We start from the raw sequence: 20,656 nt of genomic DNA on the forward strand, positions 1-20,656 counted from the left end.
TTTAGGATATGGGTTAAAAAGTTTTGCAAGATTAAAAGCTAAAGAGGAACGACAATTTTCTCATTGGGTCTTAGAGAAACTTCTTTGCCAGCTATGCTAAGCTTAATGACCTCCTTGCCCTCGTCACTCTTCACAATGACTTCTTTTGGAGTAACTCTAATCTCAAGCCACCTCCCTCTGAATGAAAACCCAAACTTCACTGCTTTCCATTTTGAAGGAAGATGCGGGTTAATGCTTATGCCATCCTCAGTTATGTCAATGCCACAGAAACCTCTAAACAGTGTTTGCCATACTCCACCAGCCGTTGCGAGATGAAAACCATCGTGTGTATTCCCATATAGATTTTTAAGGTCTATATATGCGCATTTCATAAAATACTCATATGCTAGATCCCCATATCCTAGCCAAGAAGCAACTATCGAGTAAGCGGGCATTGAAAGGGAAGACGCATGAGTTGTACGGACAATGTAGTAGTCGAAGTTCCTTTTGATTGTATCAATATCAAACTGGTCTTTTAACAAGTATTGAGCAGCTATAACATCTGCCTGCTTTATTAATCTTGTTTTCCCTATTTTCTTCCTGATTTCTTCAGGAAGTCTTGCTTCTCCGATGCCATGGGGATCAACCGTGTAATCCTGTAAGGCAAAGTATCCATCAAATTCCTCAAAAACCCCATCTACCTGCGGTGGAAGGTACATTTTCTCGGCTATTTCCCTCCACTTTAGCACCTCTTCTTCTGTAACCTTTACTCTGTCCACAGTTTTCTTCCAGTATCCCCCTTTATTCAGAGCTTTTTTATAATAGGCAACCCCTAAAAGGAGATTGTGTTTTGCCATTAGATTAGTAAAAAAGCTGTTGTCCACGTGTTCATGATACTCATCCGGCCCTATGACCTTCTTTATCACATAGCCTTTCTTCTCGTCAAATTCTACCCTGCTTGCCCAGAAGCGAGCCGTTTCAAATATAATTTCAAGCCCGTATTTTGCCATAAAATCCTCGTCATTGGTAAATTTGTAATAAAGATCCACCGTGTACGCTATGTCAGCCGTTATATGGTGTTCTTCCTCTCCGGTGTAAATACGAACAACTTCCCTTCCCGCCATATCAAGGGGGACCAGAGGAGGTGTCGCTTCATACCCATCATCAGCCGATTCCCATGGAAACTGGGCCCCTTTATATCCATTCAGCTTTGCATTCTCCTTAGCAGCTTCCAGGTTTCTATATCTATACATAAGCATCCTTTTGGCATCTTCGGGAAAAACAGCTATGAAGAATGGAAGTGCATAAATTTCCGTGTCCCAAAACACGTGCCCTCTATATCCAAAGCCATGTATTCCCCTAGCCGTTAGGGAAATGTTGTTGTCCCTCGGTAAAGACTGAATTAAATGAAAAAGACTGAAATTAAGGCCTTTTTCAGCCTCCTCATCGCCTTCAATCTCAACTTTTGCCTTTTTCCATATCTCGCTCCAATATTCTCTGTGTTCAGCAAAAAGCTTTTCAAAACCAAGCTCTTTGACTTCTCCAAGCTCTTTCAAAGTTTCATCCTTTAGAGCGCTATCTCTTTCCGAGGAGATTACTATGTATTTAACAAATTCATAAACTCTATCGGCTTCAACCTCTATACTGAGAACCTCTGCTATGCCTTTAACGCTCTTAACTACACTCCTGTTAGCTTCTTTGTCTGTTATAAGGGAGCTCGCTATTCCAAGAGTATACTTCCCATCTATGGTCTTAACTCCTGCATATATGAAATCTTCCCCAAAATCGAGTTCCTCAGCATAACAGTGCTTAACCAGTATCTCAGGGCGATAGGAGGGATTTGCAACATCAACATCAATCGGGTTGATCAGGGTTAATAGGCCTTTTTTATCTGCCTTGAACTTGAACTTAAGCACAACTACGTTTTTTCTCTTACCATGAACAATTCTAAGACTCTCATAGCTTACCCTCGCTCCCTTGTTAGTCTCCAGTTCAATCCAGGTTTTTAAAGTTCCATCCTCAATATCGAGCTCTCTCTCATATTTCAAAAGTTTGTGTGTGCTCAGGTTAAGGGGCTCTCCATTGAACATCATTCCCAGTCCAATTACTCGAGGGGCATTCACAATCTCCCTATAAAAGTAAGGGGCATAGTCATAAATTCCCGCAACAGTTGTGCCATACACTGTGGGCTCGAGTTCGATTTCACCTCGTATTCCGATATGGCCATTTCCAAGGGTTAGTATTGTTCCATAGACTTCTTCAGTCTTCGGAGAGTACTCTTTAAACTGGAAGTTAAACTTCATATTCCTCCCCCCTTTCTATCACTTTGTGAAGAGTATCAATGTTCAGTTCTGCAAAATCCTCAAATGTCACGTCAGCATCAAGTTCCGCTTCCCTTTCATAACCCAAAGTGAAGGCACCAAGCTCCTTTCCAGCACGAACTCCAGCGGGGGCATCTTCAACAACAAAGAAAAATCTTATATCTGGGAAGTTCCTCTTTAGCTCTTCCATAGCTAATTTAAACACATCTTTTTTACTTGGGGCTTTCCCACTGACGTTTACATCAAACAAGTCAGCAAGTGTCATTTCACCAACCTTAACTTTCTTTGCCAGCTTTGTTGCATTTTTAGATGCTGAAGCTAAAGCATTCTTAATGCCAGCTTTTTTTGCTTCTATCAAAAATTGTATTGCGTTCCAGTTAACTTCATATTCTCCTCTGTCGAACATATCATTGACTATTTTATTTTTGAACTCTGCAAACTCATGAAGGAGCTTTTTCCTTTTTTCTTCCGTATCTGCACCATACTTTTCATAAATCCCTGTAAGTTCCAGTATGTTATGAGCCCCTTCATATCTGGGCTTGCCCGAGACATGGTTTACATAGAAATCATGGTCTATATCAGTACCATATGCTCTAGCTGCTCTCCTCCACGCTTCTTCATGAGGGGTAAAGACTAACACCCCATCAAAGTCCCATATCAGTGCAATCATCCTTTACCACCCGTTTGACGTTCTATCTTGTCTATTGTAACGCTTTGGGCCTCAACATCCTCAACCTCTGCATCAAAGCCTCCAATGGTCAGCGTTCCTTTTTCGTATTCAAGAACAAAGTTGCTCACAATTCCAAAGCGGTTTACAGAACGAACTCTACCTCTAATTTTAAGGGGAAAACCATTTTTTACATCGCGCCCTTCAACTGTAACTATTGGGGTATACCCAAGTCTTAAGAGAGTCTCAAGTTCATTAAGGGCCATAGAGAATTCAATAAAGATTTTTGGATACAATTCCGGCCTTGGAATCCAGCATAGTACCTCCTTAGCTTTTATCCATAGATTGTTGTGAATGTTTAGTAATCTAAGAAGCAAATCTTTTTCATGAATTACATAGCCATAAACCTCCGTATTCGAGACCGGAAGCTTATGGATACTGAAAAATCTTCTTTTAGCATATACTGCCCTGGACAAATCTGAGATAACAAGTAAGAAGTTGCCCAATTCAGAGGTTTTTATTTTCACTTGATCTTTAAATCTTTCAAATTCCTCGAAGCTTACAGTACCTGGGTATACCAGCAGATACAGGTTCACATTTCTTTGGAGAGCACCTAGAAGATAGGGCTTAAGCTCTTCAAAGATCGGAGCCGGAAGTTCAGCCCGGATCTCTACTTCGGCAGCATTTATCGTTTCTATGATACTTGCTAAAACACCCTCCAAACTTCTAACCATTGAGATATACGGCCCTTCTTCTTCAGGTCTGCTCTTTATTTTTGCGAGTTCTTCCTGGAGAGTGCTCTTTAAAAGATCAAACTTCATTTTTTGAACATCTATGAGAGCACTTATATCGCTTGCAGTATACACCCTTGGTCTTCCAGAGGAGGCCCTAATGAACCCTTTTCTAATCAGACTTTGAATTATATTGTAAAGCTGAGGCTGGTGAATGTCCAGAGATTCCAAAAGTTCCTTCACAGTGGCCCCATTTTTTATGAGTAGGGTGAGATAAACTTCAGCTTCTCTCTTCGTGAGCCCTAGCTCCTGCAGCTTTTCAATTAAAAAAGTATAGTTTTCCATTACGGCACCCCACTGCTCACTGCTCCTAATATTTTTGTGCAATAATACTATTTAAATATATTGGATACTACATCAGTAAGGTTTATATAATATCATTGTAGTATAAATATTGACAGACCCCATTATTTGGACATTAATGAAGGAGGGAAAAAGAATGAAGAAAGTCCTCGTTGGAGGCCTTTTGATTTTTGCCTTGCTTTTTGCAGTAGTGGCCTCAGGATGCATAGGAGGCCAAACCCAGACACCAACTGGAGAAACAAAAACAGAGACACAAGTTAAGACGGAGACCAAAGTCGAAACACAAGTGCAAGAAAAAGTTTTCATTAGATTTGCAGGCTGGAGTGCTGGAGAAACTGAAATGAAGAACTATAAAAGGATGATCAAGGAGTTTGAGCAAAAGAACCCAACTATCGGAGTCAAATACGAAGTAATCACTCAAATGTTCCACGAGAACATTCTCGCTTCATTTGGAGCAGGTGTTGCACCGGACGTATTCTATGTGGACAGTTCATGGGCACCAATATTTATTGACAAAGGAGCGTTGTATCCAATATCCGACCTCGCAGATCAAAGCTTTATTGATAAATTCTACCCATTCTTGCTGGAGCCCTTTAAGAAAAATGGCAAGCTTTATGGCCTTCCAAAAGATTGGAGTATGTTAGCACTCTTCTACAACAAGAAACTCTTTGAGCAAGCTGGACTGACAAAACCACCTGAAACATGGGAAGAACTTGAAGAGTATGCAAAGATAATTGCTGATAAGACAGGAAAGCCCGGATTGGCGATTTACTTGGGAGGATTCAACAGATATGTACCTGTGGCCGTAAGCAACGGGGCTCCGAAACCATGGTTCGAAAAACCCGAAGATGCCTCATGGTTTGACAATCCAGTAGTTAAAGAAACCCTTGCTTGGTACATAAACCTCTACAAGAAAGGAAAAATCGAGAGAGAGCAGCAGGGATTAACTCCTTACGTAGTAGCCCCCGGAGACGTCGGAGCAGGATGGCTTGGAGATGCATTTGGACAACAACAAGTGGCTATGGTAATTAGTGGAAACTGGATGATACCCTTCTTGGCCGACCAGTTCCCAGACTTCAAGTATGGCGAAGATTGGGACATCGCCCCTGTTCCAGCAGGTAAGAGCGGAAGAGTGACCATGGCATATACAGTCATTCTTGGAATAAATGCCAAAAGCGAACACCCACAAGAAGCTTGGAAATTCGTGGAGTTTCTATTAGGGCCAGAAGGGCAGAAAGAGCTTGTTGTTAAAGCAGGACAAACCCTACCAAGCATGAAGGGCTTTGAAAATGATCCCGACATGTGGCCACAGCACAGAAAAACCCTTTCCTTCAAGTATGACGACATGATCGTATTCCTGTGGGGTCTAAAGTCTGGGCCACTAGAAGGCAAGTTCAGCGATGCAATGGCAGCTGCAATGAGAGGAGAGATGACAATAGATGAAGCTATTGAGGTTATGAAACAGGTCGTGCAAGAAGAGCTAAGTAGCTGAGGTGATTGAAATGTTTTCTTCTTTTTCTTTTTATGAGAAAGCTAGAAATAAGGAGATTGTTGCTGGACTATCACTTATTTCAATCGCAGTTATTCTAAACATAGTTTTTGGATACTTTGCCATGATGTTTGCCCTATATTTAAGCTTCTTTAAGTGGGACTACATTGGAGAGATGCAGTTTGTAGGTTTAAAGAATTTTGAGATAGTAATAAGGGATCTAATAAGAGGCCTTCATGGAGCTCCATATTTACTTTCTCCATTCTATACCGGATTGAAAAATATCCTTATTTACACCGCCATAGTTGTTCCAGTTCAAACCTTTCTCGCAATAGTTTTGGCGGCTTTTGCAAATCAGAAGATTAAAGGACAACAGTTTTTTAAGGTGTCCTATTTTCTCCCCGCTACGACTTCATCCGTTATAGTAGCATTGATTTTTATCTGGCTGTTTATGAAAAATGGTTTTATTAACTTCGCCCTTGCCCACATCATCCCCGGCTTCCAGCCAATAGATTGGATAAACAGCAGAGAGTATCTGCTTTTGGCAATAGCCATAGTGGCAATATGGGGAACAAGTGGACACTTTATGGTATCCTTCCTAGCAGCAATGCAGGCAATTCCAAAAGAAATATATGAAGCGGCGATGCTCGATGGGGCAGGGCCTATAAGAAGATTCTTTTTTATAACAATTCCAATGCTAAGGCCAATGATAGTCTACGTTGTAGTTATGGGATTGATAGGTGCCCTTCAAATGTTTGACCTAGCATGGGTAATGGCCGGAGCTAATGGAGGCCCTGGAGGCGCTGGGTATACAGTGGCACTAGACATCTATAACGAAGCTTTCACTAGGATTAGACCGGGAGTAGCGGCTGCAAAAAGCTGGTTCTTATTCGCGATAATCTTTACGACCACATATCTCTTTCAGAAAAAGTACGGGAGGGCCATGAGATGACTCCCAAGGAAAAAGAAAGGCTAATAAGGCGCATTTGGATTGTCATAACATACGTTGTGCTCTTAACGTTTGCCCTTGTTTATCTAATGCCATTCATAAGATCACTCGTTGCGTCCTTTATGACATGGGCGCAAGCTTCAAGGTATCCTCCAGAGTGGATACCCAATCCTTTTACACTGGAGAACTATCAAAAGCTGTTTAGACTAGAGCTCTTCCCGCGTTGGATTAGGAATACCGCTCTCTATGCTGGATTAATCGTCGCAGGAAACGTAATGTTCACGAGCATGGCCGGATATGCATTTGCTAGGTTGAAATTCCCAGGGAGAGATGTAATATTCTCGGCATTACTATCACTTCTCATGATACCAATGTTTGTAACGCTCGTTCCAAACTACATTATAATCTACAAGCTCGGCCTAATAGACAATATCTTCGGACTCGCCCTGCTCGGAATAACTAATGTCTCCAGTATCTTCCTAATGAGGCAGTATTTTATGTCCCTTTCAAACGAGATATTTGAAGCCGCCCGTTTAGATGGCTGTGGACCAATAAAAGCATTCTTCTACATTGCCCTTCCGCTGGCAAAGCCGGCTTTGGGCGCCGTGGCAGTTTATCAATTTTTGGGTTCTTGGAACGCCTTTATCGGACCTCTTATATTCTTAAGATCTCCAGAAAACTTCACACTTCCGGTAGGGCTTAGCTTTGCTTTCCAAAGGGCAATGTGGACGGAATACACACCAATAATTGCGGGTTCTTTAGTTGCGTCAGCACCCACTATAATACTCTTCCTTGTATTGAACAAATACCTGATTAGGGGTATAGTTGTTACAGGAGGGAAAGGCTAATGGCGAGAGTTCTGCTGAAAAATGTTACAAAAAAGTTCGGTAATGTGATAGCCGTTAACAAACTCAATCTGGAGATAAAAGACGGAGAATTTATGGTTTTGCTTGGGCCTAGCGGATGTGGAAAATCAACCACATTGAGAATGATCGCCGGGCTAGAAACGCCTACAGAAGGCGAGATATGGATTGGAGAACAGCTAGTAAATGAGATAGACCCAACTAAAAGAAACACCGCAATGGTGTTCCAGAGCTATGCACTATACCCCCATATGACTGTCTTTGGAAACATAGAGTTCCCACTGAAAATGGCAAGAGTCCCAAAACAGGAAAGGATTAAAAAGGTAAAGGAAGTCGCAGAATTTTTAGGCATAAGTGAACTGTTGAACAGAAAACCCAGTGAACTAAGTGGTGGTCAGCAGCAGAGAGTAGCATTGGCTAGGGCACTTGTAAGGGAACCAGAAGTGTTTCTGCTTGATGAGCCATTGAGTAATTTAGACGCAAAGATAAGAACCCAAATGCGTTTTGAGCTCAAAAAACTTCTAAGCTATGAGCTTAAAATAACAACAATCTACGTCACCCACGATCAGGTTGAGGCCATGACAATGGCCGACAGGATAGCGGTCATGAACAGGGGGGTTCTCCAGCAGGTTGGCACTCCAGATGAGATTTTCTATAAACCATCAAACACGTTCGTTGCCACCTTCGTCGGAAGTCCTCCAATGAATCTAATCGAAGGAGAAATCCTCAAAAAAGACAATAAGGTTATTTTTGATGCTGGAGAATTCTCTTTGGAGCTTCCAGAAGATGTAGGTATAGAAGGAAAAGCTGTGTTGGGCTTTAGACCTCAACACGTCCAAATTGCTAAAGAAGAGAAAGCAGGCTTTGTGAGAGGCAAAATACTAGGAATAGAGAAGCTGGGGGTAGAAAGCTACGGTCACGTAACTTACGGGAATTTAGAGATAGTTATTCAGCTTCCCGAGGAAGTAGGGAGCAACATCACCGAAGTCTACTGGAAACCAAAGGAGGATAGGATATACATTTTTGACTCCAAGACGAAGAAACTTGTTTATGGTTAGCTTCTCTGCATTACTTCCATTCAAATTTCAATTTCTTTAAGGGGTGAGGTTATGAGGGTAGCTATGATAACTCCCCATGGTGACCCACTCGGAAAGCTCGGCGGAGGTTCTCCAGGACGGATACGACGGCTTCCTGATTGACCCGAGGGACTCAAGGGAGATGGGGAAGAAAATAGCGTTCCTCCTTGAGGACAAGGAGCTTAGGAGGGTATTCGTGGATAGAGCCTACAAGAAAGTCATGGAGAAGTACTCGTGGAGCAGTATCGCCCAAGAAATGCTCGAACTCTACAAGAAACTGGAGGAGCAACAATGAAAGACATTATTGCACTTGGAGAGGCTCTCGTGGACTTAAAACTGAGAAACGAGAAGCTAAGCATGCACGCTGGCGGCTCAGTCCTTAACTTTTCATTTTATGCAGAACAAGCTGGAGCTAAAGTAAAATTCATAGGAACAATAGGAGATGATTTTCTTGCTGATTTAATTAATGAAGAACTCTTATCCCTCAATTCAAAGCTCGAGCCTATTCGTATTAAGCAGAACACGACTTTAGTTCTAATAAAAAGGGCAGGAAGAGAGTTCATAATCTATAGAGGAGCCGATAGGTTCCTAACGGAGGGAACAATTGAGAAATATTGGGAAAAGGCTAAAATCGTGCACACCTCCGCTTTTGCCCTTTCCCTACCTCCAGCACGGGAAGCCATATTTAGTGCACTAGTGCGTGCAAAGAAAGAAGGAGCTCTAATTTCGATTGATCCCAACTACAGAAAAAACCTGTGGGAACAGTGGGGCACAAGTAAAGATGTGCTGCTGAAAGCAATATCAATGGCAGATTATGTTAAACCCTCGATGGAAGATGCCCGAGAACTCTTTGGGGCAAAAAGCCCGAATGAAGCATTGGGATGTTTTAAAAAACTTGGGGCAAGAAATGTCATATTGAGTATGGGAGAGAAGGGTGTAATTGCACTTGATGAAGAAGAAAATGTCATCTCAGTACCCTCCGAAAAACGAGAGTTGTAGAACTCACGGGTGCTGGAGACTCACTCTTCGGAACAATAATGGCAGGCATCTCCCAAAGAGATTCTTTAAAAGAAGCAATAGAGCGAGGAATTAAAACTGCAAGTAAAGTTGTTGGAAGCCCTAGGAATCCCATAAAAATTTAAGAAAAGAGTCACTCGCTTTCTCCCTTGAGCTTCATTATCTTTATTCTGCCAAGGGTTTCCCAGTATTCAACGTTAATGCCCTCTCTAAGCTTGTCCTTGATCTCGTCATCAACGCCCGTTGCTATTGGGACGTCAAAGAGCTCGTAGGTCTCCATGTCCATGAGCTGGACTGTGTCTGGAGTGATTGCTATAATCTGCCCAGTCCTTTTGTCGATAATTGGGACATCAACTTCAGAGCTTGTTGGCTTCACGATGCTCCTAACCTTGCCGTCAAATATTCCAACAGCGTCAATTCTTGCCTTTGCTGAACCGTGCTTACCCGGGGATGAAACTGTAATGTTGGTTATCCTGCAGGGTTCGTCATCAATAAGGATGTATCTTCCAGGTTTGAGCTTACTAACCTGAACTCTGGTTTTGTCTCCCATTTTCATTACCTCCCACAAACGTTCTTGGTGTGGTTTATTTTAAGCATTTAAAAAATTTTTGAAAATATTTCACCAGAGCAAACTCCTCTCATAGTTTATCAAAACTTCGTTGACAACGGTCCACGCCATCAAAGGTTCCCTGTAAATGCTGACCTTTTCTCCCTCCACTTCACTCAAAAAGTCCCCATGGGGAAAGCCCCCAACAACAACAGCCGGTGAAGTATAACTGACCAGCCTTTCTCCGAGCTCTTTAGGAGTCAATAAATTCCCAGTTTCATGCATTATGAAAACACCGTCTGGCTTTATCTCCCCAAGGAGCTCCAAAAGCGTCTTTTTCTCCATCCTCAGAAGTTCAAGACCCTTAGGAACGACTTTGTCTTTGAAAAGGCTTTCCATCAGCCCTACAAAACGGTTATAATTCCGCGGAAGCCGGGTTTCGGGTTTAATGTAGATAACCTCATTGTTCCTTGTGTGCACATAAACCCTAAGCTCCCCCTCCTTGTTCAATATACTCTCAAGGGCGTTTATAAGGCAGAAATGAACTATATCCGGCCTTCCCCTTCTGTCTCCATCTTCTAACATTTTGAGTGCTGAATGGTGGTATGTTGAATCAAGGAGCACTTCATCCGGCTTCTTTCCCCTCTTCTTTGCATAGTTGACAACTGAGGGGTGATCCCTTATCTTTTCCGGGACAAGTTCGAGTTCACTATCGGCTATTATCAGATGGAGCACCTTCCATCACCTCCACGTGGATATTTCTTTTCTTTATTTCCTGCATTATCTTTGAGTACGTGTCGTCTCTCATCCCCAAGACTTCGGGAGGAATTACTCCGTATGCACATTCCCCACCCATAACGATTCTGGAAATTATAGCGGCTGTGAACCCCGTCACTCTCGCCATAGAAGTAAAGCCATCCTTTGCTTCATCATAAAGGATGTACCTAATTTCCTTCTCTTTTCCATTTTGGTACCCTCTGCCGTAGACTTCCATTATCGAAAAGTCCCCACTCTCGTAGTTCATCAGCGGAGCAATGACCTTAAGCGTAAAATCAACGTTTTCTTCCTCAAAAAATCCGAGCTCTTTCAGGACTTTCATTTTTTCCAGATGTCCGGGCCACCTGAGGGTTCTCTCCTCGAGATGATTTGCATTTACTGTCTCAATAAGGGTTCTCAGACCATCACTTACAAACTCTTCAAATTCGAAATCTTTGAGCTTTACTTTCCAGATTCTTTCCAGCGGGGCTACTTCTACAACTTCACCATCCTTTACGATTCTTGCCTTTCTTGTGTATTCTTCGATTAGGTCATACGGCGACCAGGTGATTTTATAGTAAAGGGGCGGCTTTGGGATTTTTGGAAGCCCACCTACACGGATTATTCCCTCTTCAAGAGGGTTTAGCTCTTGGTATATCCTCCCCAAGAAGACATTGCTGAGCCCCGGAGCAAAACCTGCATCAACAACAGCCGTTATATTTGCTTTTACAGCATCTTCCCTAAGAGATAACGGGTTTTCAGGCATAAAAGAAACGTCTACAATATCCACTCCAGCTTTTATGGCAGCTTTTAGAGTTTTAAATCCAAACCTCCCCGGAAGAGCACCTACAACAAGATCAAAGCCCTTTATTGTCTCTACCAAGCTTCCAAAGTCAGAGGCGTCTACCTTTATCGGATTAGCATAGGTTTTCACGTCTTCCAATCGACTCAAGTCTCTATCCCCTGCCCAGACTTCAAAATCATTGCTCAGATCATAGGCTATCGCCTTTCCAACATTGCCAGCTCCTAATACTAAGATGCTCATATTGTTCACCGCTTTAAGATTAGAGCCAAAGGTATATAAAATGTTGTTTCGGATTTATTATGATGATACTAAACCTACCGAGCTTCTTAAGAAGAAGAGGACTGCCAAAGGAACTACTGGAGAGTAAAGAGGCCAAGATAATGCACATAAGTGATACTCCTGACAATATATATCCTTTCATTTTGAACTTAATAGAAAAAACTATGCCAGAATACATCATCCATACTGGAGACCTTGTGGACAACATAAAACTCGAAAGAAGGCCTGAACTAAAAGAGCGGTATGCTGAGAGGGTAAAAGAGCTGTTGGACATACTTGAAAATTCCGGAGCTGAGGTGTATATTGTTCCGGGAAACGAAGACAGTGAAGAAGTCCTCAAAAAACTCGTCAAAAAAGCCCAGATAGTACAGCCCGGCGACATAATTAAGATAGGTAGCCTAAAGCTTGCCCTAACACATGACCCCGGCCAGCTAAGTCCTCCAAAAGATATCGATTTCATTCTCTACGGGCACAACTTCAGGAAGCTCTATCATGGCCTAAATGGGCTTTTAAACGTGAACTTCATCCTTTTGGGAAGCAAAAAAGTTGTTAAGGTTAACTACCCGGATGGTACGAATTTTGAACGGGGGTACAAACCAATGAGGGGATTGTGATGAGGTTAATGCGCTTTGGACCCTCGATGCTCTTTTTAAGGACATCAGACGTTGAGGGTGGCGAAAATTTTCTAAAAAACCTTTTTGGGATAACAGAACTTTCGGTTGACGAGGCATGGGATCAAAGCGGAGAACTTGACACAATAATCTTCGTAACCCCCACAGAAGAATGGAAGACTGTATTGAACCCAAAGAAAGGTGCCTTTTTGGTCAGAATGCGTAGTGATAGCGTTTTAAAGGAGCTCTTAAATGCAAAAGCACCCTTTGAGAGGGCAAATCTTGGGCCGCAGATAATCCTTCTGAGAGTACCAAAAGAAGCTGAAAAAGCTTCTGAAGTAATCCCCAAAAGATATGGGGGGATAGAAACAAGCTTTGCTAGGGGTATTAACGAGGGCGAAGAGCAAGATACTCTTCTTTTGGTAACAGACAAGAAATTAAGTGAATCTGTGGGCATAAGGGACATAAAAGAGGCCTTTTTGATTAGAAAAAACTTCGTAGAAGTTTACAGAGCCCTGAGAACTGATTTACCCATTCTGCTTTTCAAACTGCTCCCTGAAGGCTGGAAAGAGCTCACCATAAGAATCTACGACACCGAAAAGAGATACGAAGAGAACATAGAAAGGGTGCTCCTAGTCCTTGAAGACCTCGACCTTGGATACGTCGTGAGTGAAGGATGGGACTGGGACTATCCCCGGCCTTTCATGAGAATTAGGGTCTACAAAATAAAGCTAATAACATGGGAAGACCCCCTCAGAATAAAGTTCCTCCTCAAAGGATTGGAGTATAGAGGTTATCAGAGATTTGCGGATATAGACGTATTCTTTGAGGGCAAGAAAATTCCGTGGGTGGATGTGTCTAAGGAGTGTGCATCCAAGTTTGAACTCGCAAAAGCAGCGAGAGAAGAACTTGAAAGCCTGCTAAGCGAGGACACAAAGAAAAGGCTACACGAGATTGAGGATCGGCTTTTGAAAGGAAAGGTTCCAAACGAGTGAATTAGCCCTTCTTTCTTATTTTTGCAACAAAAAATCCGCTTGTATTATGCTTATCTGGATAAAATCTCCTCGCCTTGCTGAGCTCCTCGCTAAGCTCTATCCCAAAGGGTGCTGTTAGAGCTGGTTCACCGTACTTAAGGGGGAGAAGCTCAATATCAAAGTTGTCCAGAGCCCACTGAACAACAAACTCATTCTCCTCCGGCTCTAAAGAACAGGTAGAATAAACCAATACTCCCCCCTCCTTGAGGTTCTCTAAAGCGACCTTTACCATTTGCATTTGCAGGTTCTGACAGAACTTTATGTCTTCCAGTGTTCTGTTTGTCTTTCTTTCCGGGTTTTTGTGAATGGTTCCCGAGCCCGTGCAGGGTGCATCGAGAAGAATCTTATCAAACTCAATTTCCAGCTCTCCCATGTAGAGAGAGCTTTTGTGGAAAAGGATTGTGTTCGTAACTCCCAGCCGGGAGAGGTTTAGCCTTGTTTCCTTAAGCCTATCCTCCCCAACATCAAATGCATATATAACCCCCTTATTTTCCATAAGCTGGGCAAGATATGAGGTTTTTCCACCCGGAGCGGCTGCCATGTCTGCAACGACTTCTCCCGGCTTTGGGTCTAAGGCCACCGGGGGGTACATAGAAGATGCTTCCTGAACGTACAGCAGACCGCCAAGGTACTCTGGCGTGGAGGTTATGGAAAAAGGTTCCCTAGTTAAGCAGAAACCCTCTCTTGCCCAAGGAACACGCCTAAATTGAAAACCTTTTTTGTTCAGCATTTTGGTAAGTCTCGGAATCTCAATACGAAGGGTGTTAACTCTAAAACACCTAGGCAGGGGTTTTTCCATAGCCTCAGCTATTTTTAAAGCCCTCTCGCCCCATAACTCAAAGTATCTCTCTGCAAACTCCTTTGAGTATCCAAGGCTGAAAAGTCTCTCTATCATAAAGGGAAATTTAAAAGGGGGATTTATTAGGTTTATCCCTATCTCTCAAATGGGTTTTCTTTTATGCTTTCGTTAACAAACCGCACTATGTGCCTTACGTCCTGCTCTATTGTATCTATCTCCGGCTTCATAAAGACATAAAGCACATTTGTCTTCGGCGTCAATGAAACGTGCTTGACGTTTTCAACTTTTGAAAATCCCTGAAGAAATTCCTTCAGCAGTTCAACGTCCCTCTTCTTCTCAAAGAGTGCTTCATATTGTATTCCATTTACCTCCACTATCTCCCTCTGCAAAAGCTCCTCATCCTCTATATTTGGCCTAAAGCGGTAGTAGCCTTTCTGTATCAGGTGCGCCTCGCGTTTGATTGTTGCATAGGGCTTTATCACAAAGTATATCTTGTCATGCCTGTTTATCAGCTTCGAGATAGGAAAATAGAATATACTCTGCCTTGGTAAAAGAGTTAGTGTGTATTCAAACTTGTCAATGTTTCCTTCGTTGACCTTGTAAAACGCCCTGAATCCTACATATCCCCCAAGCCAGACGTAATTCTTGTCCTTGGGCTTTACAACCTTCTCTATCGTTCTCAGGTAATAATCCATTATTCCCAGATTGAGCTTCCTACCTTTGTAAAACTGCAAAGTGGCAGCAGCACCCAAAACCATTATCAAAAACAACATTTCTGGTGTGACCTTCATGATTAGACCTCCTCTAGTGGATAATACCTCTGAAATGTCATATCATCAATTATCTCAAAATTGACCTTTCCCTCTAAAACCTTTACTATATCCTTAACTATCCTCGCATGAACTGCCCAATTAACTGCCATTTCAAATGGACTCCTGGGAGTCCTTCTTGCCAGTCCAAGGAATATCACTACTTTGTTGTCTTCTTCCATAATCATACTTACAATCCCCAGACTAACTATATCCTCTCCACTTATAGGTTCCTTCACTTTCTTGAGCTCTTTGTAAATTTCCTCAATCTCCAACTATTAACCCCCCAACTCTCTCAAGCCATTCTAAACCCCTCGGCTCTTCTTCAAACATGGGCAACGTTACAATGTCCACTCCTTTGAATTTTTCCTCTATCTTTCTAAGCACCTTTCTTTGAGCATCTATTTTTACTCTCAGCTTTGAAACTTCTTCCTCAAGCTCAATGACTTTGTTGACAACAATAAGATTGAGGGGTATTTTGAACTTTCTTAAAGCCTCGTAAGCCCTCTCCGTCTCATACAACGGTAGCATTTCGGGATTCATCACCGCTACAACGCTGGTCTTTTTTGGGTTTGTAAGGACGCCTCTGACAAAGGCAATTTCAGCTTTATACTGCTTAAGCTCCTTCATTACGGGGTCTTCCTCTTCTTTACTCGGAAGTTTGTACTCCTCGCCTTCAATCACAAACTTCCTCTCTCCCTGTATGTTTTCGATTGCTCTTCTCTTTTCCAGAATCTTCTTTCGTATCTCTATGAGCTTCTCCGTCCAGATAAGGGCAATTTCAGGAAGGGCCAAAACTCTCAAAGTTAATCCGGTCGGAGGAGTGTCAAAAACTATAATGTCCCACTCATCTCCTCTTTGCAGTATCTCTCTGATTGCCTCAAGAGTAGCGTATTCTTCTATACCAGGAGAAAAGCTGAGCACTTCAAAATACTTCTCAAGGTTTATCACCGTAAGATACCTGTACATATGCTTTAGGTTCTTTTCAAGATGCTTCAAATAAGCTTTAATGAGCTTTTCCATGTCGAGTTCCATTGCATAAAGGTTTTCAGCGATTGCTTTAGGCTTGTCGTTTAACTTAACTTCAAATACATCGCCCAAGTTGTGGGCAGGGTCTATCGAGACTATCAGAGTTTTGTAGCCTTTCTTTGCGAGGGCAACTGAGACTGCAGCTGAGCTCGTTGTTTTTCCAACTCCTCCCTTTCCAATGAAGAATAAGACCCTGAATCCTTCTTTTGGAGCCAAATAATCCTTCACCGTTATCACCTCACGTTATTTCAAACATTGCAGCGATTTCACCGAATATATCATCCATTTCTCCCGCTCTTCTCTGCATTACGTAAATTTCCCTCACCATATGGGGCATTAGTCTTATGACAAGTGTTGTCGGGGGGCTCGGAATTCCTACAAACGAGCCCATGAGCACAAGTGCAAACACATTTTCAAGCTCTCTCTCCTCAAACTCAAGATATTCCGTAGAGTGTGCCTTAAATGCACTAAAAAATCCCCTAAAAAATGCCTTTAGATCTTCAAACATCTAACCACCCCGTTTTCATTGTTAGTGAGCTGGTGAATTTTTTCTTGCATATCATACATCCCCCCAAAACCATGTGGAAAAGAAGTCTATAGTTAAGGCCAATAAGATGGTTTGAGAAGTCGCCATAACTCCCCAAGAGAAACGCACAAAACCCAGTAAAAACCCGCATAGGCATGAACGTCCAACAAAATGCCATTTTTAAGAATGTTTTCATCAAACCACCTCAACAAAAAATAAATAAAATAAGAAAAGGCCTCACGCTGGAGCTGCTTCGTATTCCTCTGCTGGCCTCTTCCAAGCGAGATAGAAATCATACGCTAGAAGGATGTTGAGCACTAAGCCCACTAAGAGAGAACCCTTCACAGCTACTAATGTGCTTCCTTCGAGCGGAACTGCCGCTATGTACCAAACAAGCCCTGCCGTAACTGTTATCCAGAGGAAGAGTGCTGGGATTAAGACGGCGTAGGTCCATTTTCCTGCCCTTTGTATCTTGTAAGCCCACAGAGCAGCCGTTAACATTGCAATTGAAGCCAATAGCTGGTTCATACCGGCAAATGCTGGCCAGAGGACTGTATATCCAGCACCCCAAGCCATCCAAGTTCCAAGTGCTGCGATTATTATCGAGGCAACCCACTTGTTTGTGATGGTCTTCCATATCCCCTCGCTCGTATCTACTACCATTCCAAAGACTTCCTGCCATGCGAATCTTCCAAGCCTTGTAGCGGTATCGAGAGATGTCAATGTGAATGCTGAGACCCAAAGGGTCGCAAATGTCTTTCCAAGTGTGACGTCTATTCCGTACATGTCGGCAAGTCCTTGAGCGTAACCACCGATGAAAGTGCCAAGTCCGCCTTTAGTGATGTATTGGGTTCCCCATTCTACTGCATTTGCGCTTAGTCCGGTGAGCTTAACACCGTAAACAGCTATAGCCGTAATGACTATTGTTGAAAGGAGTCCCTCGGTGAACATTCCACCATAGCCAACGAGCAGTCCGTGAATTTCCTTGTCAAGCTGCTTTGAGGTAGTTCCAGAGGCAACTATGGAGTGGAAACCGCTCAAAGCACCACATGCGATGACCAATGGAACCGTAGGCCAGAACGGTGATGGTTGTCCACCAACGACATTTGCTGAGAATGTTGTAAATGCCGGGGCTTCAAATGGCTTTGCAATGGCTATGAACGCTATACCTCCAATTAGGAGTCCAAACCAAAGAATGTAGGCGTTTAAGTAGTCTCTGGGCTGGAGGAGAACCCACACTGGCAGTGAAGATGCCACAATGATGTAAATCATCAATATAATGTTCCAGTAGTGGTATGCTTGAGTGTAAGCAGCACTTGTTGGGTCTGTCTGTCCTTGGACGAAGATTAATGGGTTGTTAAAGCCAATCCATACTGCAACAACAAGAAGCACTAAGCCTACAACTGTTGCGACATAGAAGTTCACGTTCATCTTGTACATCATCCATCCTACAATAACTGCCACTAGGAGGAACAACAGTGTTGCCGTTGCAGCTTCTGGAGTTAAGACCAACAACCTTGCTGTAACAGCTACAAACGCCGCAACCACCAAGAGTAGGGTAAACCATATGTAAACCTCAAATGCAACTCCTGTTCTCTTGCCCATAATCTTTCCTGCAATCCACTGTACTGACTTACCATCGTATCTTACTGAAGCCATTAAGGCTAGGTAGTCGTGTACTGCACCAATAAAGACGTTTCCGAACCATACCCATAACAATGATGGAAGCCATCCCCATGCCATTGCCAGTGCTGGACCGGTTATAGGTCCTGCTCCTGCTATTGAAGCGAAGTGGTGGCCATAGAGCACTAATGGATGTGCTGGGACGTAATCAACACCATCATAGAGCTTGTGTGCTGGAGTTGGCCTGTTTACATCTGCTCTGACAACTTTGTTCTGAAGGCTTTTTCCATAGGTAAAGTACATTGCCACGTATATAATTGCAGCTGCAAGTATTATAACTGCAGAGTTCATCTAGGCACCCCCAATTCGAAATTTATCGTAATATTATGGTAGCGATAATATATATGCCTTTCGGAAATTTAAAGTCATCATGAACAAATTTAACAACTGCACCAAAATATTAGCAAAATTATTCAATTTTCCTCATTGTTTAAGTAAAAAGAATTAGAATCATAAAAGATAGAACTAAAAGCCGAGATTCAACCCAACTCTATTAGTGGTTGACCTGTGTCGACGGTGTCTCCTTCTTTGACAAGGATTTTCTTAACAACGCCATCCTTTGGAGAGGGGATCTCGTTCTCCATCTTCATTGCCTCAAGCACAAGCAACCCCTGACCAACCTTAACCTCATCACCCTCCCTAACCAAAATCCTAAGCACCTTACCCGGCATTGGCGCCGTAACAACATTCTCACCAGCCGGCACTGGAGCAGAAGAAACCCCAACCGGCGCTGAAGGAGCCGATACCGGAGCCGGAGCAGGAGTAGCGACAGGAGCACCAGCCTGAACAGGAGCTGCCGAAGGAGCATAGGCTGGCATAGTTAAATCTTCAAGCTTGACTCCTTCAACTCCGACTTCATACTCTCTTCCGCCAACGTAAATCTTTATGATCTTTCCTCTGGGCTTTTCTTCAAGGGGCTTTAGTTTTCCTTGCTTTCTAAGTTCAAAGAATTCCAAGGCAACCTGTGGGAAGAGGCAGTAAGTTACAACGTCTTCTTCCTTCTCAAGGTAGCCCTTCTCTTCAAGCTCCTTCTTAGCCTTCTCAAGCATAGGTTCAAGCAGATCAGCGGGCCTGACATCTATCGGTTTCTCATCGCCAAGAATCAACTTCATGATTTCCTCCTTTATTGGAGCCGGGGGCCTGCCATAGAGACCTTTCACATAGTTCTTTGTCTCTTGAGAGACCATCTTATATCTTCCAAACAAGACATTGAGTACGGCCTGAGTTCCGACTATCTGGGACGTTGGGGTAACCAGAGGTGGGTATCCGAGGTCTTCCCTAACCCTTGGAACCTCTTCAAGAACTTCATCAAGCCTGTCCAGAGCTTTCATCTCTTTGAGCTGGGAGATAAGGTTTGAATACATGCCCCCAGGAATTTGGTGAACTAAAACGTTTGGATCTCCATGAAGAGCCCTTTTGTTCAGTAGGTGATCGTATTTTTCTTCAAGAATCTTCCTCAGATACCTAGAAATCTCGAAGATTAACTTCATATCAAGTTTGGGCTTGTTCTCACCTTTTAGGGCATAATAAATGCTCTGAATTGCAGGCTGGGCTGTTCCATTGGCCAGTGGATAAATTGAAGTGTCTATTAAGTCAGCTCCAGCCTCAACTGCTTTTAAGTAAGTTGCAGAGGCCAAACTGCTCGTTGCATGGGTGTGAACATTAACCTTTATTCCGTAGCGGTCTTTGATTTCTTTCACAAGATTGTGAGCCGTTTGGGGATCCAAAAGGGCAGCCATATCCTTGATTGTAATATAATCAACGTCAAGCTCAATCAGCTCATCAACTTTCTGAAGATAATATTCCAAAGTGAATATCTTCCCGGTAGTATAGCTTATCGTCCCCTGAACCTCCGCTCCGACTTCCTTGGCTTTTTTGATTGCGGTCTTCATGTTTCTAACGTCATTTAGGGCATCAAAAACCCTAAAAATGTCAATACCATTTTTATGTGCCAGCTCAACGAATTTTTCCACAACATCATCCGGATAATGTCTGTAGCCGACCAGGTTTTGCCCTCTAAGCAGCATCTGAAGTTTTGTTTTCTTTATGTGCTCCCTTAGGAGTTTTAGCCTTTCCCAAGGGTCTTCCCGTAGGAACCTTAGGGCTGCGTCGAAGGTCGCTCCTCCCCATACTTCCATAGAGTAAAAGCCAATTTTATCCATTTTTTCGGCTATTGGAAGCATATCTTCTGTTGATAGCCTAGTAGCAATAAGTGACTGATGAGCATCCCTAAATGTGGTGTCAATTATCTCAACCATTTCTATCACCTCAACCGATTGTGAATCCTAAACCTCTCGTTACCCCATCAAATGATTATCGACTT

Annotated in this window: 21 protein-coding genes and 1 pseudogene; 9 read left to right on the plus strand and 13 right to left on the minus strand. The window is 42.9% G+C overall.

Annotation, left to right across the window (positions count from 1 at the left end):
• Window positions 1–38 precede the first annotated feature (38 nt).
• Genes GBV73_RS02305 through GBV73_RS02315 form a run of 3 tightly spaced genes read right to left on the minus strand, consistent with a single transcriptional unit; the run spans window position 39 to window position 4,043 of the window.
• Window positions 39–2,282 (minus strand): glycoside hydrolase family 65 protein, encoded by a 2,244-nt coding sequence (locus tag GBV73_RS02305; protein WP_152878982.1) that lies wholly within the window; start codon window positions 2,280–2,282, stop codon window positions 39–41.
• Window positions 2,272–2,970 carry an HAD family hydrolase gene (locus tag GBV73_RS02310; RefSeq protein WP_152878984.1) on the minus strand — a complete coding sequence of 233 codons (699 nt, stop codon included), beginning with the start codon at window positions 2,968–2,970 and terminating at the stop codon, window positions 2,272–2,274. The genes GBV73_RS02305 and GBV73_RS02310 overlap by 11 nt, the downstream gene beginning before the upstream one ends.
• A complete protein-coding gene (locus GBV73_RS02315) occupies window positions 2,967–4,043 on the minus strand; it encodes a TrmB family transcriptional regulator (protein WP_152878986.1) in 1,077 nt (358 codons plus the stop codon). Before GBV73_RS02315 ends, GBV73_RS02310 begins: the two co-directional genes overlap by 4 nt.
• A 154-nt stretch (window positions 4,044–4,197) precedes the next feature.
• Here GBV73_RS02315 and GBV73_RS02320 point away from each other — a divergent pair, with 154 nt between their 5' ends.
• From GBV73_RS02320 to GBV73_RS11525, 7 genes and pseudogenes are all read left to right on the plus strand, one after another.
• On the plus strand, window positions 4,198–5,553 hold the full coding sequence (locus tag GBV73_RS02320) for an ABC transporter substrate-binding protein (RefSeq protein WP_152878988.1): 1,356 nt from the start codon (window positions 4,198–4,200) through the stop codon (window positions 5,551–5,553).
• A 10-nt stretch (window positions 5,554–5,563) separates the two neighbouring features.
• A complete protein-coding gene (locus GBV73_RS02325; RefSeq protein ID WP_087035513.1) occupies window positions 5,564–6,502 on the plus strand; it encodes a carbohydrate ABC transporter permease in 939 nt (312 codons plus the stop codon).
• On the plus strand, window positions 6,499–7,347 hold the full coding sequence (locus GBV73_RS02330; RefSeq protein WP_152878990.1) for a carbohydrate ABC transporter permease: 849 nt from the start codon (window positions 6,499–6,501) through the stop codon (window positions 7,345–7,347). Before GBV73_RS02325 ends, GBV73_RS02330 begins: the two co-directional genes overlap by 4 nt.
• Window positions 7,347–8,420, plus strand: a complete 1,074-nt coding sequence (locus GBV73_RS02335) for an ABC transporter ATP-binding protein (RefSeq protein WP_087035517.1) — start codon at window positions 7,347–7,349, stop codon at window positions 8,418–8,420. Before GBV73_RS02330 ends, GBV73_RS02335 begins: the two co-directional genes overlap by 1 nt.
• A gap of 79 nt (window positions 8,421–8,499) precedes the next feature.
• Window positions 8,500–8,733, plus strand: coding sequence for a glycosyltransferase (locus GBV73_RS02340; RefSeq protein WP_172967193.1), 234 nt, complete (start codon window positions 8,500–8,502; stop codon window positions 8,731–8,733).
• The gene (locus tag GBV73_RS02345) at window positions 8,730–9,437 is read left to right on the plus strand and encodes a carbohydrate kinase family protein (RefSeq protein ID WP_152878993.1); all 708 of its coding nucleotides are present in this window, start codon (window positions 8,730–8,732) and stop codon (window positions 9,435–9,437) included. The genes GBV73_RS02340 and GBV73_RS02345 overlap by 4 nt, the downstream gene beginning before the upstream one ends.
• Before the next feature lie 26 nt (window positions 9,438–9,463).
• Window positions 9,464–9,580, plus strand: a pseudogene (locus GBV73_RS11525) (hypothetical protein); the annotation flags it as partial.
• A gap of 8 nt (window positions 9,581–9,588) precedes the next feature.
• Here GBV73_RS11525 and GBV73_RS02355 read toward each other — a convergent pair.
• From GBV73_RS02355 to GBV73_RS02365, 3 genes are all read right to left on the minus strand, one after another.
• The gene (locus GBV73_RS02355) at window positions 9,589–10,005 is read right to left on the minus strand and encodes a translation initiation factor IF-5A (RefSeq protein ID WP_152878995.1); all 417 of its coding nucleotides are present in this window, start codon (window positions 10,003–10,005) and stop codon (window positions 9,589–9,591) included.
• A gap of 69 nt (window positions 10,006–10,074) precedes the next feature.
• Window positions 10,075–10,737 carry a 16S rRNA methyltransferase gene (locus tag GBV73_RS02360; protein WP_371716982.1) on the minus strand — a complete coding sequence of 221 codons (663 nt, stop codon included), beginning with the start codon at window positions 10,735–10,737 and terminating at the stop codon, window positions 10,075–10,077.
• The gene (locus GBV73_RS02365) at window positions 10,712–11,812 is read right to left on the minus strand and encodes a saccharopine dehydrogenase family protein (protein WP_371716983.1); all 1,101 of its coding nucleotides are present in this window, start codon (window positions 11,810–11,812) and stop codon (window positions 10,712–10,714) included. Before GBV73_RS02365 ends, GBV73_RS02360 begins: the two co-directional genes overlap by 26 nt.
• Before the next feature lie 53 nt (window positions 11,813–11,865).
• Between GBV73_RS02365 and GBV73_RS02370 the strand changes: the two genes are divergently transcribed.
• Together GBV73_RS02370 and GBV73_RS02375 are read left to right on the plus strand one after the other, a co-directional pair.
• Window positions 11,866–12,456, plus strand: coding sequence for a metallophosphoesterase (locus GBV73_RS02370; RefSeq protein ID WP_152879000.1), 591 nt, complete (start codon window positions 11,866–11,868; stop codon window positions 12,454–12,456).
• On the plus strand, window positions 12,456–13,448 hold the full coding sequence (locus tag GBV73_RS02375; protein WP_152879002.1) for a hypothetical protein: 993 nt from the start codon (window positions 12,456–12,458) through the stop codon (window positions 13,446–13,448). Before GBV73_RS02370 ends, GBV73_RS02375 begins: the two co-directional genes overlap by 1 nt.
• 1 nt (window position 13,449) lies before the next feature.
• Here GBV73_RS02375 and GBV73_RS02380 read toward each other — a convergent pair whose 3' ends face one another.
• The 7 genes from GBV73_RS02380 to oadA form a co-directional block, all read right to left on the minus strand.
• Window positions 13,450–14,382, minus strand: a complete 933-nt coding sequence (locus GBV73_RS02380; RefSeq protein ID WP_042697743.1) for an RsmB/NOP family class I SAM-dependent RNA methyltransferase — start codon at window positions 14,380–14,382, stop codon at window positions 13,450–13,452.
• A gap of 38 nt (window positions 14,383–14,420) precedes the next feature.
• Window positions 14,421–15,077 carry a hypothetical protein gene (locus GBV73_RS02385; protein WP_042697741.1) on the minus strand — a complete coding sequence of 219 codons (657 nt, stop codon included), beginning with the start codon at window positions 15,075–15,077 and terminating at the stop codon, window positions 14,421–14,423.
• A 2-nt stretch (window positions 15,078–15,079) separates the two neighbouring features.
• Window positions 15,080–15,370 carry a hypothetical protein gene (locus GBV73_RS02390; protein WP_152879004.1) on the minus strand — a complete coding sequence of 97 codons (291 nt, stop codon included), beginning with the start codon at window positions 15,368–15,370 and terminating at the stop codon, window positions 15,080–15,082.
• On the minus strand, window positions 15,360–16,352 hold the full coding sequence (locus tag GBV73_RS02395; RefSeq protein WP_371716984.1) for an ArsA family ATPase: 993 nt from the start codon (window positions 16,350–16,352) through the stop codon (window positions 15,360–15,362). Before GBV73_RS02395 ends, GBV73_RS02390 begins: the two co-directional genes overlap by 11 nt.
• Before the next feature lie 10 nt (window positions 16,353–16,362).
• Window positions 16,363–16,632 (minus strand): hypothetical protein, encoded by a 270-nt coding sequence (locus tag GBV73_RS02400; protein WP_152879006.1) that lies wholly within the window; start codon window positions 16,630–16,632, stop codon window positions 16,363–16,365.
• Window positions 16,633–16,887: 255 nt separating this feature from the next.
• Entirely contained in the window at window positions 16,888–18,624 is a 1,737-nt protein-coding gene (locus GBV73_RS02405) for a carbon starvation protein A (RefSeq protein WP_152879008.1), read from the minus strand.
• Between the two features lie 188 nt (window positions 18,625–18,812).
• Complete coding sequence (oadA, locus tag GBV73_RS02410) at window positions 18,813–20,591, minus strand: sodium-extruding oxaloacetate decarboxylase subunit alpha (protein WP_152879010.1); 1,779 nt, start codon at window positions 20,589–20,591, stop codon at window positions 18,813–18,815.
• Between the last annotated feature and the right edge of the window lie 65 nt (window positions 20,592–20,656).

The organism is Thermococcus sp. 101 C5 (assembly GCF_009372125.1).
Lineage (GTDB): Archaea > Methanobacteriota_B > Thermococci > Thermococcales > Thermococcaceae > Thermococcus_A > Thermococcus_A bergensis.